Raw genomic sequence first — 19,402 nt, forward strand, 5'->3', positions numbered from 1 at the left:
CAACGGTTCCTTTGCCGGGGCCGGGTCGGCGGCCTATCAGCGCTTGTATTGCCGAGTGTTCTGCCCGAAAAGCTGCTTCCTCTTAAGCCGGCGCGAGCCGATGGCCAACCGGCTGAGAGGGAGCAGTTGAGCGGGCTGCAGATTGCTGGCCCGGAAGACCCTGCCGGAACATCTTCGCTATTACTACGCAATGAACTTACCATTTTTCAATCGACTGCCATTAAAGAAAATAACCGTTGCAACCGATATCGACGATACAATGGCCAAGCGCTCCAGGGAAGTAATCGAAGGCTTGTTGCAGGAACTGCCCGACCTGCTGATGGCCTGCGTGGTGAATGTCCAGTCGGGTCGCGTATTGGCTTCTTATACGGTTAGCAACGCCTACAATCCCAACCAAATCAGCCTGCGCAACGCCAAGCTGCTGCGCATCGTGGAAGATGCCCTAGCTGCCAAGGCTTGGGCGGGTGGGTCGCTTACCGACATATCCGTAATGCTGGAAGACCAACTTCATCACCTGCGCCCCATGAACGACGGCAGATGGTACTGCTTTCTGGCCGTGCACACCGCCGACGCCAACCTGGGCATCGCCAAGGAAATCATGCGTCGGCACACTTCCATGAACTGACTTCAGGTATTCCAATCCTCATTTTTTCAACCCAATCTTTTTTCCCAACCAACATTATGTCAACCCCTAAGCAAGTAGTTAAAGACATCCTGGCCGACCTCCCCACCCTGCTGGCCGTTGCCGTGGTCGAAACCGAAACCGGCATGCCGCTGGCTTCTCATTCCAACATCGCCGACTTCGATATTGAAACAGCTGCCGCCTACAATACCGAGGTAGTGAAAGCCAAGCTAAAAGCCATTTCGGCCCTGAAGCTGAACCAGACAGTGCAGGACATTCTGTTGACCCTGACCGACCAGCTGCATCTGCTGAAACTCTCGCCCAAAGGCGACCAGTTTGTATACCTAGCCGTGAATGCCCGCGACACCAACCTCGCGCAGGCCCGTCAGATTATGAAAGCCCACACCACCGGCCTGCTGTAAGTGCCAAGGTTTTGGCCTGATTGCGCAGCCCGCTGGCGTTTTTGCTGGCGGGCTGCTTTGTTTATAATCGATTCGTTGCCCGGAACTGCCTGATTGGGTCCGTCGTAGCCAACGTGCAGTAATAAGCCACCGCCACCAGATTATATGAAATAGAAAAAAGCCCCGGCTACCACAGCAGCCGGGGCTTCTTTCTGTCTTTGCGCTTCCACGCCAGGTCCAAATTAGCCAAGAATAGATTTTTCGTGGGAACTGCCCGGCCCCCGGCTTCGCCCTGAGCAGGCGCTTCCTATATCCAGCCTATACCCGAGCTATACCCCGGCGGCCCGCTCGCCCCCGGAGCTGCCGATTGGATTATTTACAGTGTGCGGGTCTTGCTCACGCTGTGGCCGGGGTTGTCGGTGGCCGTCACCGTCAGCTTGTCGCCGGCCAGGGTGGCGTTGCGGGCCGTGGCCGTGTAGAGCCACTGGTTGGGGTCGGCCTGCTGGGTGGCGTCGCCTTCCTCCACCAGGCTGCCGTCGCTGTTCTCAATCTTCACGTGCACGCTTTTCACGGCGTGGTCGTCGGTGGCCGTGATGCCGATGAGGTCGCCCACCTTGCCCGTGTACTGGCTCAGGTCCACGTCGGCAATGCTGGGTGCCCGCATGAAGTCGCGCAGCAGCACATTGTACACGCTGATGTCTTCCTGCTTGGCCTGCTCCGCGTACTCGGCCTGCACGGCCGGGTCCTGGGCCTGCCCCTTGGCATAAATCACCGCCTCCTGAAAGCGGACCTGATGCGCCAGCTGCCCGGCCGAGGGCGGCCCGCTGGGAGTCTGCGGGGCCACGCCCACCACGGTGCCCCGGCTGGTTTGCCGAAATACGAGTTGCCCGCCGAGCATGCCGCTCAGTCCCTGCGTCACGATGTTATTCTTGACATTTGCCATCTGCGTAAAAAATAAAGGTTAGGGAAGATAACCGCCTGGCCGTCAAGCTCGGCTTCGGGAGGCTAACGTGCTGGCCGGGGCCATATTGTCAGCGCCCAATCCGGGCAGATATATTTCCCGACATGCCCTATCTTGCGTCTGTTCCAGCGCGTGGGTAGACGCTCTGGAACGGGTAGACCATAGAAAAAAAGCCCCGCGTCCTGCGCGGGGCTTTTTTGGTAGCCAGACGGGCCTCCCCGCAGCCCCCTAGCGCACCTTGCCGCTGCCGGAAGGCTTCTTATTGCGCGGTTTCCCTTTGTAGCTCGTGCTCACCAGCGGCATCATGGTCAGGTCGAGCGGTTTGCAGTTGATGAGGGGCAGCTCCAGGGTGGCGTAGCCCACGGCCGTCACTTCCATCACAGTATTGCGCGGAATGGCCTGCTTGGCGGTGATGATGTAGTGGCCCTCCGAGTTGGTGCTGAAAGCATCGGGGCTGAAGCCTTGGCCGGGGATGCGCAGCATGATGGTAGCCCCCGTAAGCGGATAAGCAAACGGGTCGGTGACGCGGCCGGTCAGCACCCGGCATTCCAGTTCGGTAGGCAGCGTGGCAGGGGCTGCTGGCGAGGCTGGCTGCTGCTGGGCCCGCGCAATAGTAGCCGTCAGGAGCAAAGCCAGCTTCACCATCATCATCAGGTACTTCATAAGAGAAGCGCAAACAAACAGAATGGAATGAGGCGCGGCGGGAAGCGGGCCAGTAATGGCCCGCCTCCCGCCGGCAAAACAGATAAACGAACGATGCGGTAGAAAACAACCGGCCCGGACAACAGCTAGGCATGCCAATGTAGCAATTCCTTTGCTAACGTAGCGCGGACTACTCTGTGAATCAACGTAAAATCGCACTGAATGGCGGCCCACCAGTCCTTATCGGCAAGGGGTATTCCAGCTAGCTATTGCGGGGTAGTTGCAGTAGCGGGCGCGGGCGCGGGTTCCGGCCACGCTGCCAGCCCGGCCACCGCCGCCAGGCACAGCGCAAACCACGCCCACGGCAGCCGCAAATCGAGCACCGACAGCCCCCCAAATACCAATGCCGTGCTGAAGCTGGCCAGCGACTGAAACGCCTGGTTCAGGCCGAAGATTTCGCCACGGTCGGCTTCGGTAGTGCGGCGGGCCAGCCGCCCCTCCAGCAGCCCCTGAATGAGCGAGAGCGTGAGGCAGTCGGCCGTTACCAGCGCGTAGAGGGCCACTTTCGAGGTACCCATCAGGCCGTAGCCGGCCAGCACCGGCGTGCCCAGTGCCGCCAGCCACACAATGGCCCGGCGTTGGTCGAGCCGGTCGGCCAGAAAGGTGTAAAATCCGTAATTCAACGCCACACTCAGCGCCCCGAAAAACATGAAGAAGTAGGAAATCTGGCGCGCATCGAGGTGCAACGGCCCCAGGCTGACGAACGGCACAAAGTAGAAATAATACCCCGTGCTGAGCGTGAGGCACACCTGCGTGAGCACAATGCGTCGCACACCGGGGCTCTGCTGGTCTTTCACCCGCAGTCGGGCCCACAGCGTGAGCGGGTTGAGGCTGGCGGCCAGTTCGGCGCGCAGCTCGGCCCCGCGCACGCCCCCGCGCCCGGCATGGGTTTCGGGCAGCCACAGGCTTAGTCCGATATTCAGGGCGGCTAAGGCCACAGCCAGCCGCACCACGTAGCCAGCCTGCTGGGCCGGCGGCACCTGCAGAAAGGTCAGCATCAGCCCCGAAGCCATGGGCCCCAGCACGAAGCCCAGCGAGATAATCGCGCCCTCGATGCCGAGGTTGCGAAACAACTGCTCGGGTTTCGAAATATCGGTAATAGCCGAGCGCACCGTGGCATACATGCCGTTGGTGAGGCCGTCGGAAACGCGGTTCACGAAGTACAGCCCCGCCCGCACCGGCAGCAGCAGCGCATTGGCCAGCAGGGTGCCCACCGCCGACAGAATGAAGATGGGCCGCCGCCCGTAGCCGTCGCCCAGCCGCCCCAGCAGCGGGGCCGAAAACAGCTGCACGCCCAGAAAAACGCCCGTGCCCACGCTCAGCCACAGCTGCGGCCGGGGCAACCCCCGCACAAACTCCGGTAGCACCGGTCCCACTGCCGCCCCCACAATCACATCAACCAGAATAATGGCGTAGAGCAGCGGCAGGCGGCGGTCAGTCGGAATCAAGGGCACGGCGGTAAAAGTAGCGCGGACTTTGTAGTCCGCGCCTGATTGTCTTGCCTAGAAACGCGGACTACAAAGTCCGCGCTGCAGCTCCTTTCAAACAATTCTGTTTCTCAAGCGTCTTACAAAACGCCCCAACACCTGGGCTTTTCATTCTAACCTACTGCACATGCCCAATAACACCACCTATCCCGCCACCTTCACCATCGGCGGCGACCTTACCGTAAACCGCCTCGGCTACGGCGCCATGCGCATCACCGGCGAAGGCATCTGGGGCCCGCCCGCCGACCACGACGAATCCATCCGCGTGCTGAAGCGGGCCGTGGAGCTCGGCGTCAACTTCATCGACACGGCCGACAGCTACGGCCCCAACGTGTCGGAAGAGTTGATTGCTGAAGCCCTGCGCCCATATGCCAACGGCCTCGTCATCGCCACCAAGGGCGGCCTGCTGCGCACCGGCCCCAACGAGTGGCCCATCGACGCCAGCCCCAAGCACCTCGAAGAAGCCCTCAACGGTAGCCTCAAACGCCTGAAAGTCGACCAAATCGACCTCTACCAGCTGCACCGCATCGACCCCAACGTACCCTTCGAAGATACGCTCAAATTCCTGCAAAAAGCGCAGCAGGATGGCCGCATCAAGCACATCGGCCTGTCTGAAGTGAGCGTGGCCGACATTAAAAAGGCGCAGGAGTTCGTGCCCATCGTGTCGGTACAGAACATGTACAGCGTCGAAAACCGCAAGTGGGAAGCCGAACTCACCTACACCCGCGAGCAGAACATTGCCTTCATCCCGTGGTTCCCGCTCGGCGGCGGCAATGCCGACGCCCTCAAAGCCCTCGACCAATTGGCTGCCAAACACGGCGTGAAGCCCCAGCAAATTGCTCTGAGCTGGCTGCTGCACCACTCGCCCAACATCCTGCTCATCCCCGGCACCTCCAAAGTGAAGCACTTGGAAGAGAACATGAAAACGGCCGACATCCGGTTGTCGGCTGAGGATATGCAGGCACTGGATGCCATTCAGCCGGCCTAAAGAGCATTAGCCCAATGTAGAGACGCGACACTTCGCGTCTCGTCGTTGAACGATATCACAACGACGCGGTGCCGGAGACGCGAAGTGTCGCGTCTCTACATTATTCTTCAACTCAACGAAAAGCCCCGGCAGTTGAAACTGCCGGGGCTTTTCGTTTCTTCCGTCTCACTGCTTTATGCCAGGTTGTTCGACGCCGCTTTGGCAGCCAGGAACTCACGGTTCAGAATAGCAATGTTTTCCAGCGAGATGCCCACCGGGCACTCGGCCGCGCACGAGCCGATGTTAGTACAGGCGCCGAAGCCTTCCTTGTCCATCTGCGCCACCATGTTCTCGACGCGGGTTTTGCGCTCGACCTGGCCCTGGGGCAGCAGCGCGAGCTGCGACACCTTGGCCGAAACGAACAGCATGGCCGATGCATTCTTGCAAGCCGCTACGCACGCGCCGCAGCCGATGCAGGTAGCCGCCTCAAACGCGCGGTCCGAAATTTCTTTCGGAATCGGAATCTCGTTGCCGTCGGGGGCGCCGCCGGTGTTCACGCTCACGTAGCCGCCGGCCTGAATGATGCGGTCGAACGCCGAGCGGTCCACGCTCAGGTCCTTGTTCACCGGGAAGGCGTTGGCGCGCCAGGGCTCGATGGTGATGGTGTCGCCATCCGAGAACTTGCGCATGTGGAGTTGGCAGGTGGTCGTGCCCTTCTCGGGGCCGTGCGAGCGGCCGTTGATGAACAAGTCGCACGAGCCGCAGATGCCCTCGCGGCAGTCGTGGTCGAAGGCTACCGGGTCCTGGCCGCCGCGCAGCAGGTCCTCGTTCAGCACGTCGAGCATCTCCAGAAACGACATGTCGGGCGAAATGTCCTTCACGTGGTACTCCACAATATTCCCCTGGGCCTGGCGGTTGGGCTGCCGCCACACTTTCAGGGTCAGGTTCATCGGTTTAGCGTTGGGGTTGGAACCGGCCATTGGTTGTAAACTATTAGCTGTTAGCTGATAGCTGTTAGCTTTTGATACTGCAAGACGTTAGAACAATGCTAACAGCCAGCAGCTAATGGCTAACAGCTCAAAATAATTACTTGTAGCTGCGCTGGGTCAGCTTCACGTTTTCGAAAGTCAATTCTTCCTTGTTGAGCTTCTCGGGCTGGTTGTCGCCCATGTACTCCCAGGCTGCTACGTAGGCGTAGTTGTCGTCGTCGCGCAGTGCCTCGCCGTCGGGGGTCTGGTACTCTTCGCGGAAGTGGCCGCCGCAGCTTTCGTTGCGGTTCAGGGCGTCGTCCACCATCAGCTCGCCGAGCTCGATGAAGTCGGCAATGCGGCCGGCTTTCTCTAGCGCTTGGTTCATTTCCTCGCCGCTGCCTACCACTTTCACGTCGCTCCAGAATTCCTTCTTCAGCTTCTGAATCTCGGCTTTGGCGTGTTTCAGGCCTTCGGCGGTGCGGGCCATGCCGCAGTACTCCCACATGATGTGGCCGAGGATTTTGTGGAAATCATCGGGCGTGCGGTTGCCTTTGATGTTAAGCAACTGCTCGGTGCGGGCCTGCACGCCAGCTTTCGCCTCGGCAAACGCGGGGTGGTCGGTGCTCACCGGCTTGGGCGGCGTCTGGGCCAGGTAATCGCCAATGGTGTAGGGGATTACGAAGTAGCCGTCGGCCAGGCCCTGCATCAGCGCTGAAGCGCCGAGGCGGTTGGCCCCGTGGTCGGAGAAGTTACACTCGCCGGTGGCATACAGGCCGGGCACGGTGGTTTGCAGGTTGTAGTCAACCCACAGGCCGCCCATGGTGTAGTGCACCGCCGGGTAAATGCGCATGGGCTGCTTGTAGGGGTCCTCGTCGGTGATTTTGGCGTACATGTCGAAGAGGTTGCCATACTTCTGGCTCACTGCTTCGGCGCCCGTGCGCTTGATGATGTCCGAGAAATCGAGGTACACGGCCAGGCCAGTGCTGCCCACGCCGCGGCCTTCGTCGCACATCATTTTGGCGTTGCGCGAGGCCACGTCGCGCGGTACCAGGTTACCGAAGGCGGGGTACTTGCGCTCCAGGAAGTAGTCGCGGTCGTCCTCGGCAATGTCCTGCGGCTTGATTTCGCCTTTGCGCACGCGCTCGGCCATTTCCACCGTTTTGGGCACCCACACGCGGCCGTCGTTGCGCAGCGATTCCGACATCAGCGTCAGTTTCGACTGGTAGTCGCCCGATACCGGGATGCAGGTGGGGTGAATCTGGGTGAAGCAGGGGTTGGCGAAGTAGGCGCCCTTTTTGTGGGCGCGCCAGGCGGCCGTCACGTTGCAGTACATGGCGTTGGTGCTCAGGTAGAACACGTTGCCGTAGCCGCCCGTGGCCAGCACCACGGCGTGGGCCGAGTGCGTCTCAATCTCGCCCGTAATCAGGTTGCGCGTCACGATGCCGCGGGCCTGGCCGTCAATTACCACCACGTCGAGCATTTCCGAGCGGGTGTACATTTTCACCTTGCCGTAGGCAATCTGGCGGCTGAGGGCCGAGTAGGCACCCAGCAGCAGCTGCTGCCCGGTCTGGCCGCGGGCGTAGAACGTGCGGCTCACCTGCGCGCCGCCGAACGAGCGGTTGGCGAGCAGCCCGCCGTACTCGCGGGCGAAGGGCACGCCCTGGGCCACGCACTGGTCGATGATGTTCACCGATACCTGAGCCAGGCGGTACACGTTGGCTTCGCGGGCGCGGTAGTCACCACCCTTGATGGTGTCGTAGAACAGGCGGAACACCGAGTCGCCGTCGTTCTGGTAGTTTTTAGCAGCGTTGATGCCACCCTGCGCGGCGATGGAGTGCGCACGGCGGGGCGAATCGTGGTAGGTAAAGGCCTTTACGTTGTAGCCCAGCTCGGCGAGCGAGGCCGCGGCTGCGCCGCCGGCCAGGCCGGTGCCCACCACAATCACGTCGTACTTCCGCTTGTTGGCGGGGTTCACGAGCTTAACGTTAAACTTGTGCTTTTCCCACTTTTCGGCGAGGGGGCCTTCGGGGGCTTTGGATTCCAACAGCATAGGGTGACGGAATTGAGGGAGTGACTGAGTGATTGACTGCTAGCGTAACCGCAAACGGTTGCGGAGGTTAGCGCGGCCGGTAGGTTTTATCGGCGCCGGTCAATTAAAAAATAGAAGCTACGCTGTGCAGCAGCGCCGGCGCGTTGGCAGCCAGCTCGCCCTGCTCGTTGGTGAACAGGAAGAAGTACAGCGGCATCGACGCAAAGCCTGCCGATACCACCACGGCGAAAGCATAGCCCACGTACTTGATGAGCGGCGTGTACTTGCGGTGGTTCAGGCCCAGGGTCTGGAAGCCCGAGCGGAAGCCGTGCCACAGGTGGTAGCCGAGGCTGATTTGAGCAGCCACGTACAGCAGCACGTACCACCAGATGTGGAACGACGACACCACGGCCATGTACAGGTTGTCGTAGTCGCGGGTCGCTTCGTCGGCTCCGCCCATGCGGGGCAGGTCGCCGGCAAAGCGGGCGCGCCAGAAGAAGTTGTAGAGGTGAACAATCAGGAAAATCAGGATGATGCTGCCCAGGATGCCCATGTTGCGCGAGGTCCATTCCGAGTTCTGCTCCGAGTGGTTGCTCACGTAGCCCTGGCTGCCGCGGGCCGCCTTGTTGCGGCGGGTGAGGGCAAACGCTTCAAAAATGTGAAAGCCAAAGCCCAGCACCAAGCCCCACTCGATGGTGCGGATGATGGGGTTGGTGCCCATGAAGTGCGAATAGGTATTGAAGGCCGCGCCCTGGTCGTGCTTGAAAAGCTGCAGGTTGCCAATGAGGTGAACCACCAGGAACGTGCACAGAAACAGGCCCGTAACGGCCATAATAATTTTCCGGCCGATGCTGCTGGTGAGTGTTTTGGTTATCCAACTCATAAAGTCGCCAAACTTGGGAAGTGAAGAAGTATGTTTAGGTCGCCCAAAGGTAGGCCCCAACCCGCAAACCGGCCAACGACCGGCCCGATTCTTGCGCGCAACCCGGGTTGCGTTAAACATTGCCGGCCGTGGTGAATCTATCCGCCGCCGGCATCGTTAACACGCACGGCCCCGTGGTTGTTAACGCGCCGGGCGGCTTGCCTGCACTTCCTTTTCCCGTACTATTTCTGATTACCTATGACCACACTCTTTTCCCTTCGGGTACGGAGCGGGGCCCGGCTGGCGCTGGCGCTGCTGGGTTTGCTGGCTTTTATGGCCTTGCGCCCCGATTCTGCTCATGCCACTCACCTGCGCGCCGGCGACATCAAGGCTACCTACGACACCACTACGGGCCCTAGCTACAACCCACGCCGGGTGTTTTTTCGGATGGTTCTTTACACGGACATCTCTAATTCTGCCTATGCTAAGCAGCCAACGGCGACTATTTTTTTCGGCGATGGAACTGCCACTTGCCCCAACCAAGAAATACCGCGCACAACGCCCGATGCCGTACCGGTGCCATCGGACCCCCGAGTAGGCAGCAACGTTTACCTGTTCGAACACATCTACCCGGCCTCCGGTACCTACGTCGTCAGCTTCGTAGGTGAAAATAGAAATGGGACCGTGCGTAACATGGCGACGCCAAGTACGCAGAATTTTTACATTGCTACGACCATTTACCTCGACCCTACGCTTCGCGGCAACCACGGTGCCATTTTACGGGCACCAGCCATTGACCGAGGAGCAATGGGGCAGATTTTTCTGCACAACCCGGCGGCGTATGATGCCGATGGCGACTCGCTGGCCTTTCGCCTGGCTCCCAGTCGGCAAGTGCCCGGTGGCAGTGGTGCGCTTGCGTCGGTGCTGGGGCCGCCCTGCGTAGGCACGGGCACCAGCCCTACGGGGACTAACCGGCCGGAGCTGGTTGCGATTCCCTGTACCGGCTACCATTATCCAAACGACCCGGTGGTGGCGGCGCCTGCGGTGAAAGAGGACGGTACTTCCCCGGCTACGTTCGAAATAGATGCCCGCACCGGCCAGCTAACCTGGAATGCACCAGTGGCCGCGGGCGAGTACAACGTAGCAATTGAAATACTGGAATACCGGCGCTCGCCGGGTGGGTTCGACCTCATCGGTCTGGTGATAAGGGATATGCAGATTACCATTGCGGCGACCAGCAACGTGCGGCCCAAGCTGACGATTCCGGCCGACTTGTGCGTGGTTGCCGGCACCCAGGTGCGCGGCGTGGTAACGGCCGTGGATGGAACCGGAGCCAATACCACTCAAACTCCCGTGACGCTGTTTGCCTACTCGGGTATTTTGCCGCCCGCCACGTTTGTGCAAACGCAGGCTGGGCCGCCCACCGCCACGGCAAACTTTACTTGGAACACGGCCTGTAACAATGTGGCCAAGGAGCCTTATTTGGTGGTATTTAAGGCGCAGGACAACCCGAGCCCGAACACGAATACCAATCCGCCCCTGATTGATGAGAAAACCTGGCGCATAACGGTGGTGGGCCCGCCCCCGCAGAATCTGGTCGCTACTCCCGTGGCCAACAACAACGTGCAGCTGACCTGGGACTCGTATACCTGCACCAACGCCCAGTATATGTACGTCTACCGCAAGGAAGGGCCTTCGACGGGTTTCGTGCCGGGCGGTTGCCTCACGGGTATTCCGGCCAGCGCGGGCTACACGCTCATCAAGCGGGTAGCCGCTTCGGACCTGGGCTATCTCGACAACAACCCCGACGCCACGGGCACGGCCCGGGGGTTGAAGCGGGGTGTGAACTATTGCTACCGCATCTACGCGGGCTTTCCGCCGCCGGCGCTGGGCGAGAGCATTGCCTCGAACGAGGCCTGTACGGTTATTCCGGGCCGCGAGGCATTGCTGACCAAGGTTGACGTAGCAACTACCGGCACTACTACCGGCCAGATTCAGGTGTGCTGGACGCAACCGCGCACGGGCACCAGCGCGGCCTTCACCGGCACCGCGAGCTACGTGCTGGCGCGGGCCGAGGGCCTGAACCCGGCAGTGGCTGATTTCCGCGACATCGCCACCATTACCTCGCTGGCTGATACCTGCTACACCGATGGCACCCTGAACACGCTAAGCAAGCAATACACCTACAAGTTGAGCTTTGTACGGACTTTCCCTGCCGGACAGGGTGCCGCCATTACGGAAACGACAGCCCCGGCTAGCAGCGTGCGGACCAGCGCAGTACCGCGCAACGGGGGCACGGCCGCTACCGTGAGCTGGACATTTAACGTGCCCTGGGATAATACTGCTCAGCTTACGCAGGTGTTCCGCAAGGGCCCTGGCACCACCGGGGCCTATGTGCAGGTGGGCACGGCCACAAGCACAGCAACCGGCGGCACTTATGCCGACAACGACCCCACGCTGGTAAAAAACCAACAGTATTGCTACTACGTGCGCACCGTTGGGCGCTACGCTGCTTATCCATTCCTGAACAACCTGCCCAACCGCAGCCAGGAGAATTGTGTGGTGCTGAGTGCGCCGCCCTGCACGCCGCAACTGACGTTGCTGTCGGTCAACTGCGACAGCCTTGCCAGTCTGCAGGAATTTCCCCGGCAGAACGACCGGTACGTGAACCGCCTGCGCTGGACACCCCTGACCAATACCCCCGCAGGTTGCGATGCCAGCAACCTTAGCTACAACGTCTTTTACCGGCCGAGCCAGTCGGGCCCCTTCCGCCTGGTGGGCACTACCACCGCCACCAGTTTTGTGCACACCGACCTGATTTTCTCGGCCGGCTGCTACCGGGTGCAGGCCGTGGCGTCCAGTGGCCTGGTGAGCGATTCAAGCAACGTGGTCTGCCAGGACAATTGCTTGTTCTTCAAGCTGCCCAATATCTTCACGCCCAACGGCGACGGGCAGAACGCCGTGTTCCGGCCCAAGAACTACAGCCCAATACGGAGCATCCACTTCCAGGCCTACAATCGTTGGGGGGTGAAGGTGTTTGAAAATACCACGACGGCCAGCGACCGCATCCTTATCAACTGGGATGGCGGTGGGGCCGTAACCGAAAATACGGCCAACCGCAAGGTGTCGGATGGGGTATATTTCTACCTGGCCGAGGTGGAGTTTGCTGACTTTGCCAACACCAAGCGAACCTATAAAGGCTGGGTTGAGATAGTGCGCTAGCGCGTGCCTGATACCAGCTGCTTAACGGGCGGGCCAATTGGCCCGCCCGTTTTGTTGGGGCCGGCGGCGCTGCGAGCACATTTCGGGGCCAGCGCGTTTCTTTGGGCTTTCAACCCCGCTTAATCTTCTTCCCGTGGTAAACACCGCCATTATTTTCCCTGGCCAGGGCAGCCAGTTTCCAGGCATGGCCCGCGAATTGTTCGACCAGAACCTCGACGCCCGCGCCCTGCTCACCCGCGCCAACGACATCCTGGGCTTCAGCCTCACCGACATCATGTTTGCGGGCTCGGATGAAGACCTGCGCCGCACCGATGTGACGCAACCAGCCATTTTTGTGCATTCGGTGGCGCAGTTTGTGGCCAAGCCGGAGGCGCAGCCCGCCAGCACGGCCGGCCACTCGCTGGGCGAGTTCTCGGCACTGGTAGCCGCCGGGGTGTTGAAATTTGAGGACGCGCTGCCGCTGGTGGCGCGCCGCGCCCGGGCCATGCAGGCCGCCTGCGAGGAGCAGCCCGGCACCATGGCCGCCATTCTGGGGCTGGAGGATGCCGTGGTGGAACGCATCTGCCAGGAAATCAGCGATGCCGGCAATGTGGTAGTAGCGGCCAACTACAACTGCCCCGGCCAACTCGTCATTTCCGGCTCGGCCGAGGGCGTGGCCCAGGCCTGCGAGGCCCTGAAAGCCGCCGGGGCCAAGCGCGCCCTGCCGCTGCCCGTGGGTGGGGCCTTCCACTCGCCCCTGATGCAGAGCGCCGCCGCCGCCCTGGCCGAGGCCATCGAGAAAACCACCTTTGGCCCGGCCCGCTGCCCCGTGTACCAGAACGTGGACGCGCTGCCCCACACCGACCCGGCCGAAATCAAGGCCAACCTGCTGGCCCAGCTCACGGCCCCCGTGCGCTGGACGCAGCTGGTGCAGCAAATGGCCGCCGACGGCGCCACCGACTTTGTGGAGTGCGGCCCCGGCAAGGTACTGCAGGGGCTGGTGAAGAAAATTGTGCCCACGGCTACAGTAGGCAGCTTTTAGCCCAACATAAAACGTAAGCGCTTGTACCCCTAACTTTTAATTCGGCCGCCAGAACGACGCGTACTCAGCTCGTTTTGGTGGCCGAATTGAAAATTCGGGGTACAAGTTTTTTTATTCCGTCGAGCTCCGGGCATAGCCGCCCCGCCAGAGCCGCCTGTCTCGTTTTCGCCAGCCAATGTCCGCCACTCCGCTTCCAATCCGCGCCGCTCGCCGCCGTCCCCGGCCGCTTATCGGATGGGTGCTGCTAATGGGCGTGCTGATGCAATTAGGTTTATTCGTTTATACCACCGCGCCCGGCCTGGCCGGCACCAGCGACTCGCGCCTGTACTTGCACGCGGCCCATACACTGCGCGCCACCGGCCAGCTGCTGCACCCCGACGGCTCACCCTACCGCTACTGGCCACCGCTGTATCCCATGCTGCTGGCCGCCGTGGGCTCATTGAACGGCATTCGGCTGCTGCACGGCGCGGCCCTGCTGGGCAGCCTGCTGCTGTGGAGCTGGCTGGGCCGGCAGCTGCTGCCCCGCCGACAGGCCTTGCTACTGCCGGTGCTGCTGGCCCTGGGCACTCCCGGGCTGCTGGTGGGCAAGTTCGTGTGGGCCGAATGCGTGTTTATGCTGCTGGTAGCGGCCTACGCGGCGGCACTGCTGCAATGGCTGCGCTCGGCCCGGGGCGAGTGGATGGCCATGGCCACGGTGGCGGGCCTGCTGCTGCCGTTGCAGCGCACGCTGGGGTTGTTTCTGCTGGCGGGGGTGGGCGTGGCGTTGCTGCTGGGCACCTGGCGGCACCTGGCGGCGCGGGGCCGCTGGCTGCTTCTGCTGCACCTGCTGCTGAGTGGACTGGGTGGCGTGCTGTGGCAAGCCTACGCGCTGCTGGTAGTGGCCGCCCCCAGCCGCTACCATCCGCCCCGGGGCTGGGCCCAGCTGCTGAGTTCAGCGGCCGACTATGGCTTTGTACTGGGGCGCTGGCTGCTGCCATTGCCCGCGTCGGCGCGGGTGGGGCTGCCCAATGCGCTGTGGGCAGCGGCGCTGCTGGGGCTGTTTGCGGCACTGTGGCCCCGGCGGCGGCCCTGGCGACAGGTAGGCGCATTAGCTGCCCCCAGCACCCCCGATGCTGAGCCGGCCAACACGGCTTTCCCGGCCACGCACGGCCTTAGCTTCAGCACGCAGCTGGTGCGCGAGGTACTGTGGGCGGCGGCCGTGGCGCTGGTAACGTTGGTGGCGGGCCTCACCGTATTTGCCCAGAGCGCGGCCGGTGTGCACGATGCCGAGCGGTACGCCAGCGTATTGTTCGGGCCGGTCGTTATCCTGGTGCTGGCTGCCTGGCCGGCCCGGGCCCCGCGCTGGCTGGGCGCGCTGCTATTGGGGCTGTGGCTGCTGGGGGCAGCGGTGCGGGTAGCGCACGTGGCACAGGACCTGCGACGGGTGCCGCCGCTGGCTCCGGCCTCATTTCCCGGCCCAGAGCTGCACCGGCAAAGGGTCGGGGCAGTGGAGAAGTAACGTCGCGATGGTTTCGTGAAGCTGCGGATGCAGCAGCGTCGCGGCAATTTCGGCCAGCGGCACCAGCGCGAAGCGGCGCTCGGGCAGGCGCGGGTGCGGCACGGTAAGCGTGGGCGTATCGATGATTTCATCCTCAAAAAGCAGGATGTCAACATCGAGCGTGCGGCTACCCCAATGCTCCAGCCGCTGGCGGCCAGCGCGTTGCTCGATGGCCTGGCAGGCAACCAGAAGGGCTTCGGGGCTTAACGAGGTACGCACGGCCAGCGCCTGGTTCAGGAAAGCCGGCTGGTCCTCGCGGCCCCAGGCGGCAGTTTCGTAAAGACCCGATGCGGCCACGATTTCGCCGGCCGTTGCGGCCAGTTGCTGCCGGGCCGCCGCCAGCAGCGCGGCCCGGTTGCCGAGGTTGGAGCCCAGCAACAGGTAGGCCAGCATCGTTGCCGGTGCGGTTCCGTCACTCATACCTGCCGCTCGAAAAAGGCCGCCGTAGCTTCGGCCATCTGGCGAGCGGGGGCGGGCAGTTCGGCCAGGGGCCAGGGATGCGCCCCACCAAACATATGCGTGACGCCCGGCAGCAGCAGCATTTCGGCATCGGGCCGCAGCCGATGCAGGGCGTGGGCGGCGGCTACGTTCACGGTTTCATCTTCATCGCCGTGGATGATGAGCAGCGGCTGGCGCAGGTGGCGGCGCACGTTATGGGCAATGTCGAGGCGGGCGCGGTTGGTTTGGTAGTCTTCCACCAATTGGTAGTGCAGCGGCAGCTGCTGGCCGGTGCGCGTGTTGGGTACGTGCAGCACGCCGGTGCGCTGCCACTCGTCAAACATGGCCTGGGGCCACTGCGGATGCACTTCGGCAATGGCGGCCCAGGTGGCCAGGGCCCGCACCCGCGGGTCTTCGGCGGCTTTCAGCAGCACCAGGCCACCGCCCCGGCTGTGCCCGGCCAGGAAAAAACGGCTCAAATTCATCTCAGCGGCCGGCACGGGCGTGGCCCCGGGCGTGAACAGCACGTCGATAACCTGCCCGATGTCATCGAGTTCGATGCTGAAGTTGTTGCGGCCGAAAGCTTCTAAATCCTCTAAATCGCCGGTGCCGCCCACTACTAGGCCGTTGTGCGAGAGGTTCAGCTTCACGAACACAAAGCCGCGCTCCGCAAAAAAATCGGCCAGCAGCGGGAAGTGGCCCCAGTCCTTGAATCCCTTGAAGCCGTGCACGAACAGCAGTACGGGCTTGGCGCGGCCGTCGGCCCGGTAGGTGGCATCGGCTTCGAAAGGCCGGCCGTGGGCGGGGCCGGTGAGCAGAAAAGACTGGTGAGTGAGCATGGCGCGAAGGTAGCGGGTTGGTAAAAGAACGTCATGCAGAGCGCAGCGAAGCATCTCGCGTGCCACCAGTAATCCTATCAATTGGGTTGCGTTGCGCACGCAAGATGCTTCGCTGCGCTCTGCATGACGGGCATTATGCCCCGCCAATTCACCTTTTCCCCACTCGTGGCGTATCATTGCCGGCGCAATGCCCAACCCGTCCACCTTCTCCCTCGACCAGATTCAGGCCCCCATCGCGGCCGAAATGACCGAGTTTGAGCACAAGTTTCGTCAGTCGATGCGCACCAAAGTGCTGCTGCTCGACAAGATAATGGGCTACATTGTGAAGCGCAAGGGCAAGCAGATTCGGCCGATGTTCGTGTTTCTCACGGCCCGCGCCGCCCGCCCCGAGCCCAACACCGGCGACCCGCTGCCCGACGCCTCGTTCCGCGGCGCGGCCCTCATCGAGCTACTGCACACCGCCACGCTGGTGCACGACGACGTGGTGGACGAAAGCAACTACCGCCGGGGTTTCTTCTCCATCAACGCGTTGTGGAAGAACAAGATTGCCGTGCTCGTGGGCGACTACCTGCTCTCGCGTGGCCTGCTGCTTTCGCTCGAAAACGACGACTTCGACCTGCTCAAAATCGTGAGCAACGCTGTGCGCGAGCTCAGCGAAGGCGAACTGCTGCAAATTGAAAAAGCCCGTAAGCTCGACATCACGGAGGACGTGTATTTCGACATCATTCGCCAGAAAACGGCCTCGCTCATTGCCTCCTGCACGGCCGTGGGCGCGGCTTCCGTCGGGGCCGATAAGGAGACGATTGAGCGCGCCCGCCTGTTTGGCGAGAAGGTCGGCATCGCCTTTCAGATTAAGGACGACCTGTTCGACTACGGCACGGCCGAAATCGGCAAGCCGGTGGGCATCGACATCAAGGAAAAAAAGATGACGCTGCCGCTGATTTATGCCCTGCAGCAGGCCAGCTGGCTCGAAAAGCGCCAGGTCATCTTCAACGTGAAAAACAATGCCGGCCACCGCGACCGGGTGCAGCAGGTTATCGAATTTGTGAAGAAATCGGGCGGGCTCGACTACGCAATTCAGACCATGAAAAACTACCGCGACGAGGCGCTGGCCATCCTGCACACCTTCCCCGAGTCGCCGAGCCGCACCTCGCTCGAGCAGCTGATTAACTACACAATTGAGCGGGAGAAGTAGAATGGAATTGTCATTGCGAGGCCGCAGGCCGTGGCAATCCTTCCTCTTATAGCGACCAACCCCCAATATGTGAAAAGCCCCGGCACTGCGCAGTGCCGGGGCTTTCTACTTCAAAAAAGCGTGTCACATTATCAGACTTTCTGCATCGAGCGGGAGGATTGCCGCGCTTCGCTCGCAATGACAAATGCCCTTACTTCGGCTCGGCCACCTGGTAGCTCACGCTGCCGGGCTGCACTTCGCTTACTTTGAAGGTGACGCCGTCGAAGGTGCTATCGACTTCCAGCGTGTGGGTCATCTCGCAGCCGGGGCACTTCACTTCCTCGATTTCGTGGTTGTCGGCGTGGGCAGGCGAGTCGGCCTGGTCGTTGGGGGCGGGCACGCCGATGAGGTCGGTGAAGACTTCGGTGTGGCACTTATTGCACTCGAATTTGATGCCCACGGCCCGGCCTTGCAGGTCGGCGAGCGGGGCGGGGGCGTTGGGTTGTTGCTGAATCCACATAAGGTGCGGGGATTTTGGGAGGGTGAAAGAACAGGGTAGGGCCGGGGCCATGGTTGGCTGTACGCGGCCCGCCCGAAAAAAGATAGGCCGGTCCCGGCGCAGCGTTATTTTTGGGGGCTGCATCCCATTGCGGCCCCGCGCCATGCCCGAGCTGCTGCCTTCCGAAACCGTTGCGCCGGCCGGCTCGAAAAGGCTGCCGCGCGTGCCGCGCTGGCGCTCGCTGCTGCGCTCGTTTGCACTGGCCAAAAACCCGCTGCCGGTGCTCGATGCCGTGCTGGCCTACCACGGCGACACGGTGGAGCTGTACATCGGCGGAGTGGAGAAAAGCATCCTCACCCGCGACCCGGGCCTGATTCAGCACGTGTTGCAGAAAAACCACCGCAACTACGCCAAATCGAAGTTCACGCAGGGCTTTTCGCGCTACATCGGCCACGGCCTGCTCACCAACGAAGGCCCCGACTGGCTGCGGCAGCGCCGGCTCATTCAGCCCGGTTTCCACCGCCAGCGGGTGGCCGGCCTCACCGGCCTGATGCAGGAAATAACGGCCGAAAGCCTGGCGCCGCTGGCCGCCCAGGCCGTAGCCAGCGGCGGCGAAACCACCGTGGAAGTGCACGAACTGATGACGCGGCTGACCTTTCGCATCATCGCGCGCTCGGTGTTCAGTACCAACTTCCCCGAGGCCGAGCTGGACCGGCTGGCGGGGCTGATTACCGAGATTCAGGCGTTTTTTGTGCGTTCTATCCGGCAGCCCTACCTCAAGCCGTGGTTCCGGCTACGCGGGCAGTTTGCCTACCACGACGCGCTGGCGCTGGAGCTGCGCACGTTGCTGGGCGGCCTCATCGCCCAGCGCCAGCAGGATAACGCCCAGCCCAACGCCCCCGCGCCGCCCGACGACCTGCTGCAAATGCTGCTCGACGTGCGCTACGAAGACACCGGCGAGCCCATGAGCCGCGACCGCCTCATCGACGAATCACTAATTCTGCTGGTTGCCGGCCACGAAACCAGCGCCAACGCCCTCACCTGGCTCACCTACCTGCTGGCTCACCACCTCGGGCAGGCCCGCGAAATTCAGGCCGAAAGCGCCGCCGTTCTGGCCGGCCGCGCCCCGGCTTTTGAGGATTTGCCGCGCCTGCCCCGCGCCTTGCACGCCGTGCAGGAAGCCATGCGCCTCTACCCGCCCGCCTGGATGGTGGACCGCGTAGCCCTGGCCGACGACGAGTTTCAGGGCCTGCGCATTCCGGCGGGCACGCTGTTTTCGCTCTACTTCCACGGCCTGCACCACGATGCCAAGTACTGGGACGCGCCCGGGGAATTTCGCCCCGCCCGCTTCGGTACCGGCCAGGCCCGCCCGGTGCCGGCCAACGCCTACGTGCCTTTCGGCGGCGGCCCGCGCTTGTGCATCGGCATGCAGTTCGCCCTGACGGAGATGCACCTTGTGGCGCTGGAACTGCTGCGGCAGTTCGACATCGAATGGGTGCCCGGCCAGCCGGCCGTGACGATGCAGCCGCTCATCACGCTGCGCCCAAAGCACGATTTTCGGGTGCGCCTGCAGGTGCGTTAGCTCCTTCTGTCATCCTGAGCGCAGCGAAGGACCTTATCACGACAGTGGCAGAAATTGCTGCAAACTGTTCAATCGTGATAAGGTCCTT

17 protein-coding genes are annotated in these 19,402 nt (G+C 62.2%); 8 read left to right on the forward strand and 9 right to left on the reverse strand.

What is annotated here, in order from left to right; all coding sequences use genetic code 11:
* Nucleotides 1–259 precede the first annotated feature (259 nt).
* Together MON38_RS17380 and MON38_RS17385 are read left to right on the forward strand one after the other, a co-directional pair.
* Nucleotides 260–625 (forward strand): hypothetical protein, encoded by a 366-nt coding sequence (locus MON38_RS17380; protein WP_241937418.1) that lies wholly within the window; start codon nucleotides 260–262, stop codon nucleotides 623–625.
* Nucleotides 626–681: 56 nt separating this feature from the next.
* Nucleotides 682–1,044: a hypothetical protein gene (locus MON38_RS17385; protein WP_241937419.1), complete on the forward strand. Its 363-nt coding sequence runs from the start codon at nucleotides 682–684 to the stop codon at nucleotides 1,042–1,044.
* A 355-nt stretch (nucleotides 1,045–1,399) separates the two neighbouring features.
* Here MON38_RS17385 and MON38_RS17390 read toward each other — a convergent pair whose 3' ends face one another.
* The 3 genes from MON38_RS17390 to MON38_RS17400 form a co-directional block, all read right to left on the reverse strand.
* Nucleotides 1,400–1,966, reverse strand: coding sequence for a hypothetical protein (locus MON38_RS17390; protein ID WP_241937420.1), 567 nt, complete (start codon nucleotides 1,964–1,966; stop codon nucleotides 1,400–1,402).
* Nucleotides 1,967–2,212: 246 nt separating this feature from the next.
* Nucleotides 2,213–2,647 (reverse strand): carboxypeptidase-like regulatory domain-containing protein, encoded by a 435-nt coding sequence (locus tag MON38_RS17395; protein ID WP_241937421.1) that lies wholly within the window; start codon nucleotides 2,645–2,647, stop codon nucleotides 2,213–2,215.
* A gap of 245 nt (nucleotides 2,648–2,892) precedes the next feature.
* Nucleotides 2,893–4,131 (reverse strand): MFS transporter, encoded by a 1,239-nt coding sequence (locus tag MON38_RS17400; protein ID WP_241937514.1) that lies wholly within the window; start codon nucleotides 4,129–4,131, stop codon nucleotides 2,893–2,895.
* A 169-nt stretch (nucleotides 4,132–4,300) separates the two neighbouring features.
* Here MON38_RS17400 and MON38_RS17405 point away from each other — a divergent pair, with 169 nt between their 5' ends.
* A complete protein-coding gene (locus tag MON38_RS17405) occupies nucleotides 4,301–5,161 on the forward strand; it encodes an aldo/keto reductase (protein ID WP_241937422.1) in 861 nt (286 codons plus the stop codon).
* Nucleotides 5,162–5,334: 173 nt separating this feature from the next.
* On the opposite strand, the gene MON38_RS17410 is transcribed toward MON38_RS17405, so the two are convergent.
* From MON38_RS17410 to MON38_RS17420, 3 genes are all read right to left on the reverse strand, one after another.
* Nucleotides 5,335–6,090 (reverse strand): succinate dehydrogenase/fumarate reductase iron-sulfur subunit, encoded by a 756-nt coding sequence (locus tag MON38_RS17410; RefSeq protein ID WP_241937423.1) that lies wholly within the window; start codon nucleotides 6,088–6,090, stop codon nucleotides 5,335–5,337.
* Between the two features lie 136 nt (nucleotides 6,091–6,226).
* A complete protein-coding gene (locus tag MON38_RS17415; RefSeq protein ID WP_241937424.1) occupies nucleotides 6,227–8,161 on the reverse strand; it encodes a fumarate reductase/succinate dehydrogenase flavoprotein subunit in 1,935 nt (644 codons plus the stop codon).
* Nucleotides 8,162–8,264: 103 nt separating this feature from the next.
* Complete coding sequence (locus MON38_RS17420; protein WP_241937425.1) at nucleotides 8,265–9,023, reverse strand: succinate dehydrogenase cytochrome b subunit; 759 nt, start codon at nucleotides 9,021–9,023, stop codon at nucleotides 8,265–8,267.
* Between the two features lie 237 nt (nucleotides 9,024–9,260).
* On the opposite strand from MON38_RS17420, the gene MON38_RS17425 reads away from it, so the two are divergent.
* From MON38_RS17425 to MON38_RS17435, 3 genes are all read left to right on the forward strand, one after another.
* A complete protein-coding gene (locus MON38_RS17425; protein WP_241937426.1) occupies nucleotides 9,261–12,224 on the forward strand; it encodes a T9SS type B sorting domain-containing protein in 2,964 nt (987 codons plus the stop codon).
* A 133-nt stretch (nucleotides 12,225–12,357) separates the two neighbouring features.
* Entirely contained in the window at nucleotides 12,358–13,245 is an 888-nt protein-coding gene (gene fabD, locus MON38_RS17430) for an ACP S-malonyltransferase (protein WP_338423786.1), read from the forward strand.
* 175 nt (nucleotides 13,246–13,420) lie between these two features.
* Entirely contained in the window at nucleotides 13,421–14,743 is a 1,323-nt protein-coding gene (locus MON38_RS17435; protein ID WP_241937427.1) for a hypothetical protein, read from the forward strand.
* Here MON38_RS17435 and folK read toward each other — a convergent pair.
* Nucleotides 14,690–15,202: a 2-amino-4-hydroxy-6-hydroxymethyldihydropteridine diphosphokinase gene (folK, locus tag MON38_RS17440; RefSeq protein ID WP_241937428.1), complete on the reverse strand. Its 513-nt coding sequence runs from the start codon at nucleotides 15,200–15,202 to the stop codon at nucleotides 14,690–14,692. The two genes, MON38_RS17435 and folK, sit on opposite strands and share 54 nt — an antisense overlap.
* Complete coding sequence (locus tag MON38_RS17445; protein ID WP_241937429.1) at nucleotides 15,199–16,059, reverse strand: alpha/beta hydrolase family protein; 861 nt, start codon at nucleotides 16,057–16,059, stop codon at nucleotides 15,199–15,201. Before MON38_RS17445 ends, folK begins: the two co-directional genes overlap by 4 nt.
* A 187-nt stretch (nucleotides 16,060–16,246) precedes the next feature.
* Here MON38_RS17445 and MON38_RS17450 point away from each other — a divergent pair, with 187 nt between their 5' ends.
* Nucleotides 16,247–17,254: a polyprenyl synthetase family protein gene (locus MON38_RS17450; protein ID WP_241937430.1), complete on the forward strand. Its 1,008-nt coding sequence runs from the start codon at nucleotides 16,247–16,249 to the stop codon at nucleotides 17,252–17,254.
* 190 nt (nucleotides 17,255–17,444) lie between these two features.
* On the opposite strand, the gene MON38_RS17455 is transcribed toward MON38_RS17450, so the two are convergent.
* Nucleotides 17,445–17,753 (reverse strand): hypothetical protein, encoded by a 309-nt coding sequence (locus MON38_RS17455; RefSeq protein ID WP_241937431.1) that lies wholly within the window; start codon nucleotides 17,751–17,753, stop codon nucleotides 17,445–17,447.
* 142 nt (nucleotides 17,754–17,895) lie between these two features.
* On the opposite strand from MON38_RS17455, the gene MON38_RS17460 reads away from it, so the two are divergent.
* Nucleotides 17,896–19,314 carry a cytochrome P450 gene (locus tag MON38_RS17460; RefSeq protein WP_241937432.1) on the forward strand — a complete coding sequence of 473 codons (1,419 nt, stop codon included), beginning with the start codon at nucleotides 17,896–17,898 and terminating at the stop codon, nucleotides 19,312–19,314.
* The last annotated feature ends 88 nt before the right edge of the window (nucleotides 19,315–19,402 follow it).

This window comes from Hymenobacter cyanobacteriorum (genome assembly GCF_022631375.1).
GTDB classification, from domain to species: Bacteria; Bacteroidota; Bacteroidia; order Cytophagales; family Hymenobacteraceae; genus Hymenobacter; species Hymenobacter cyanobacteriorum.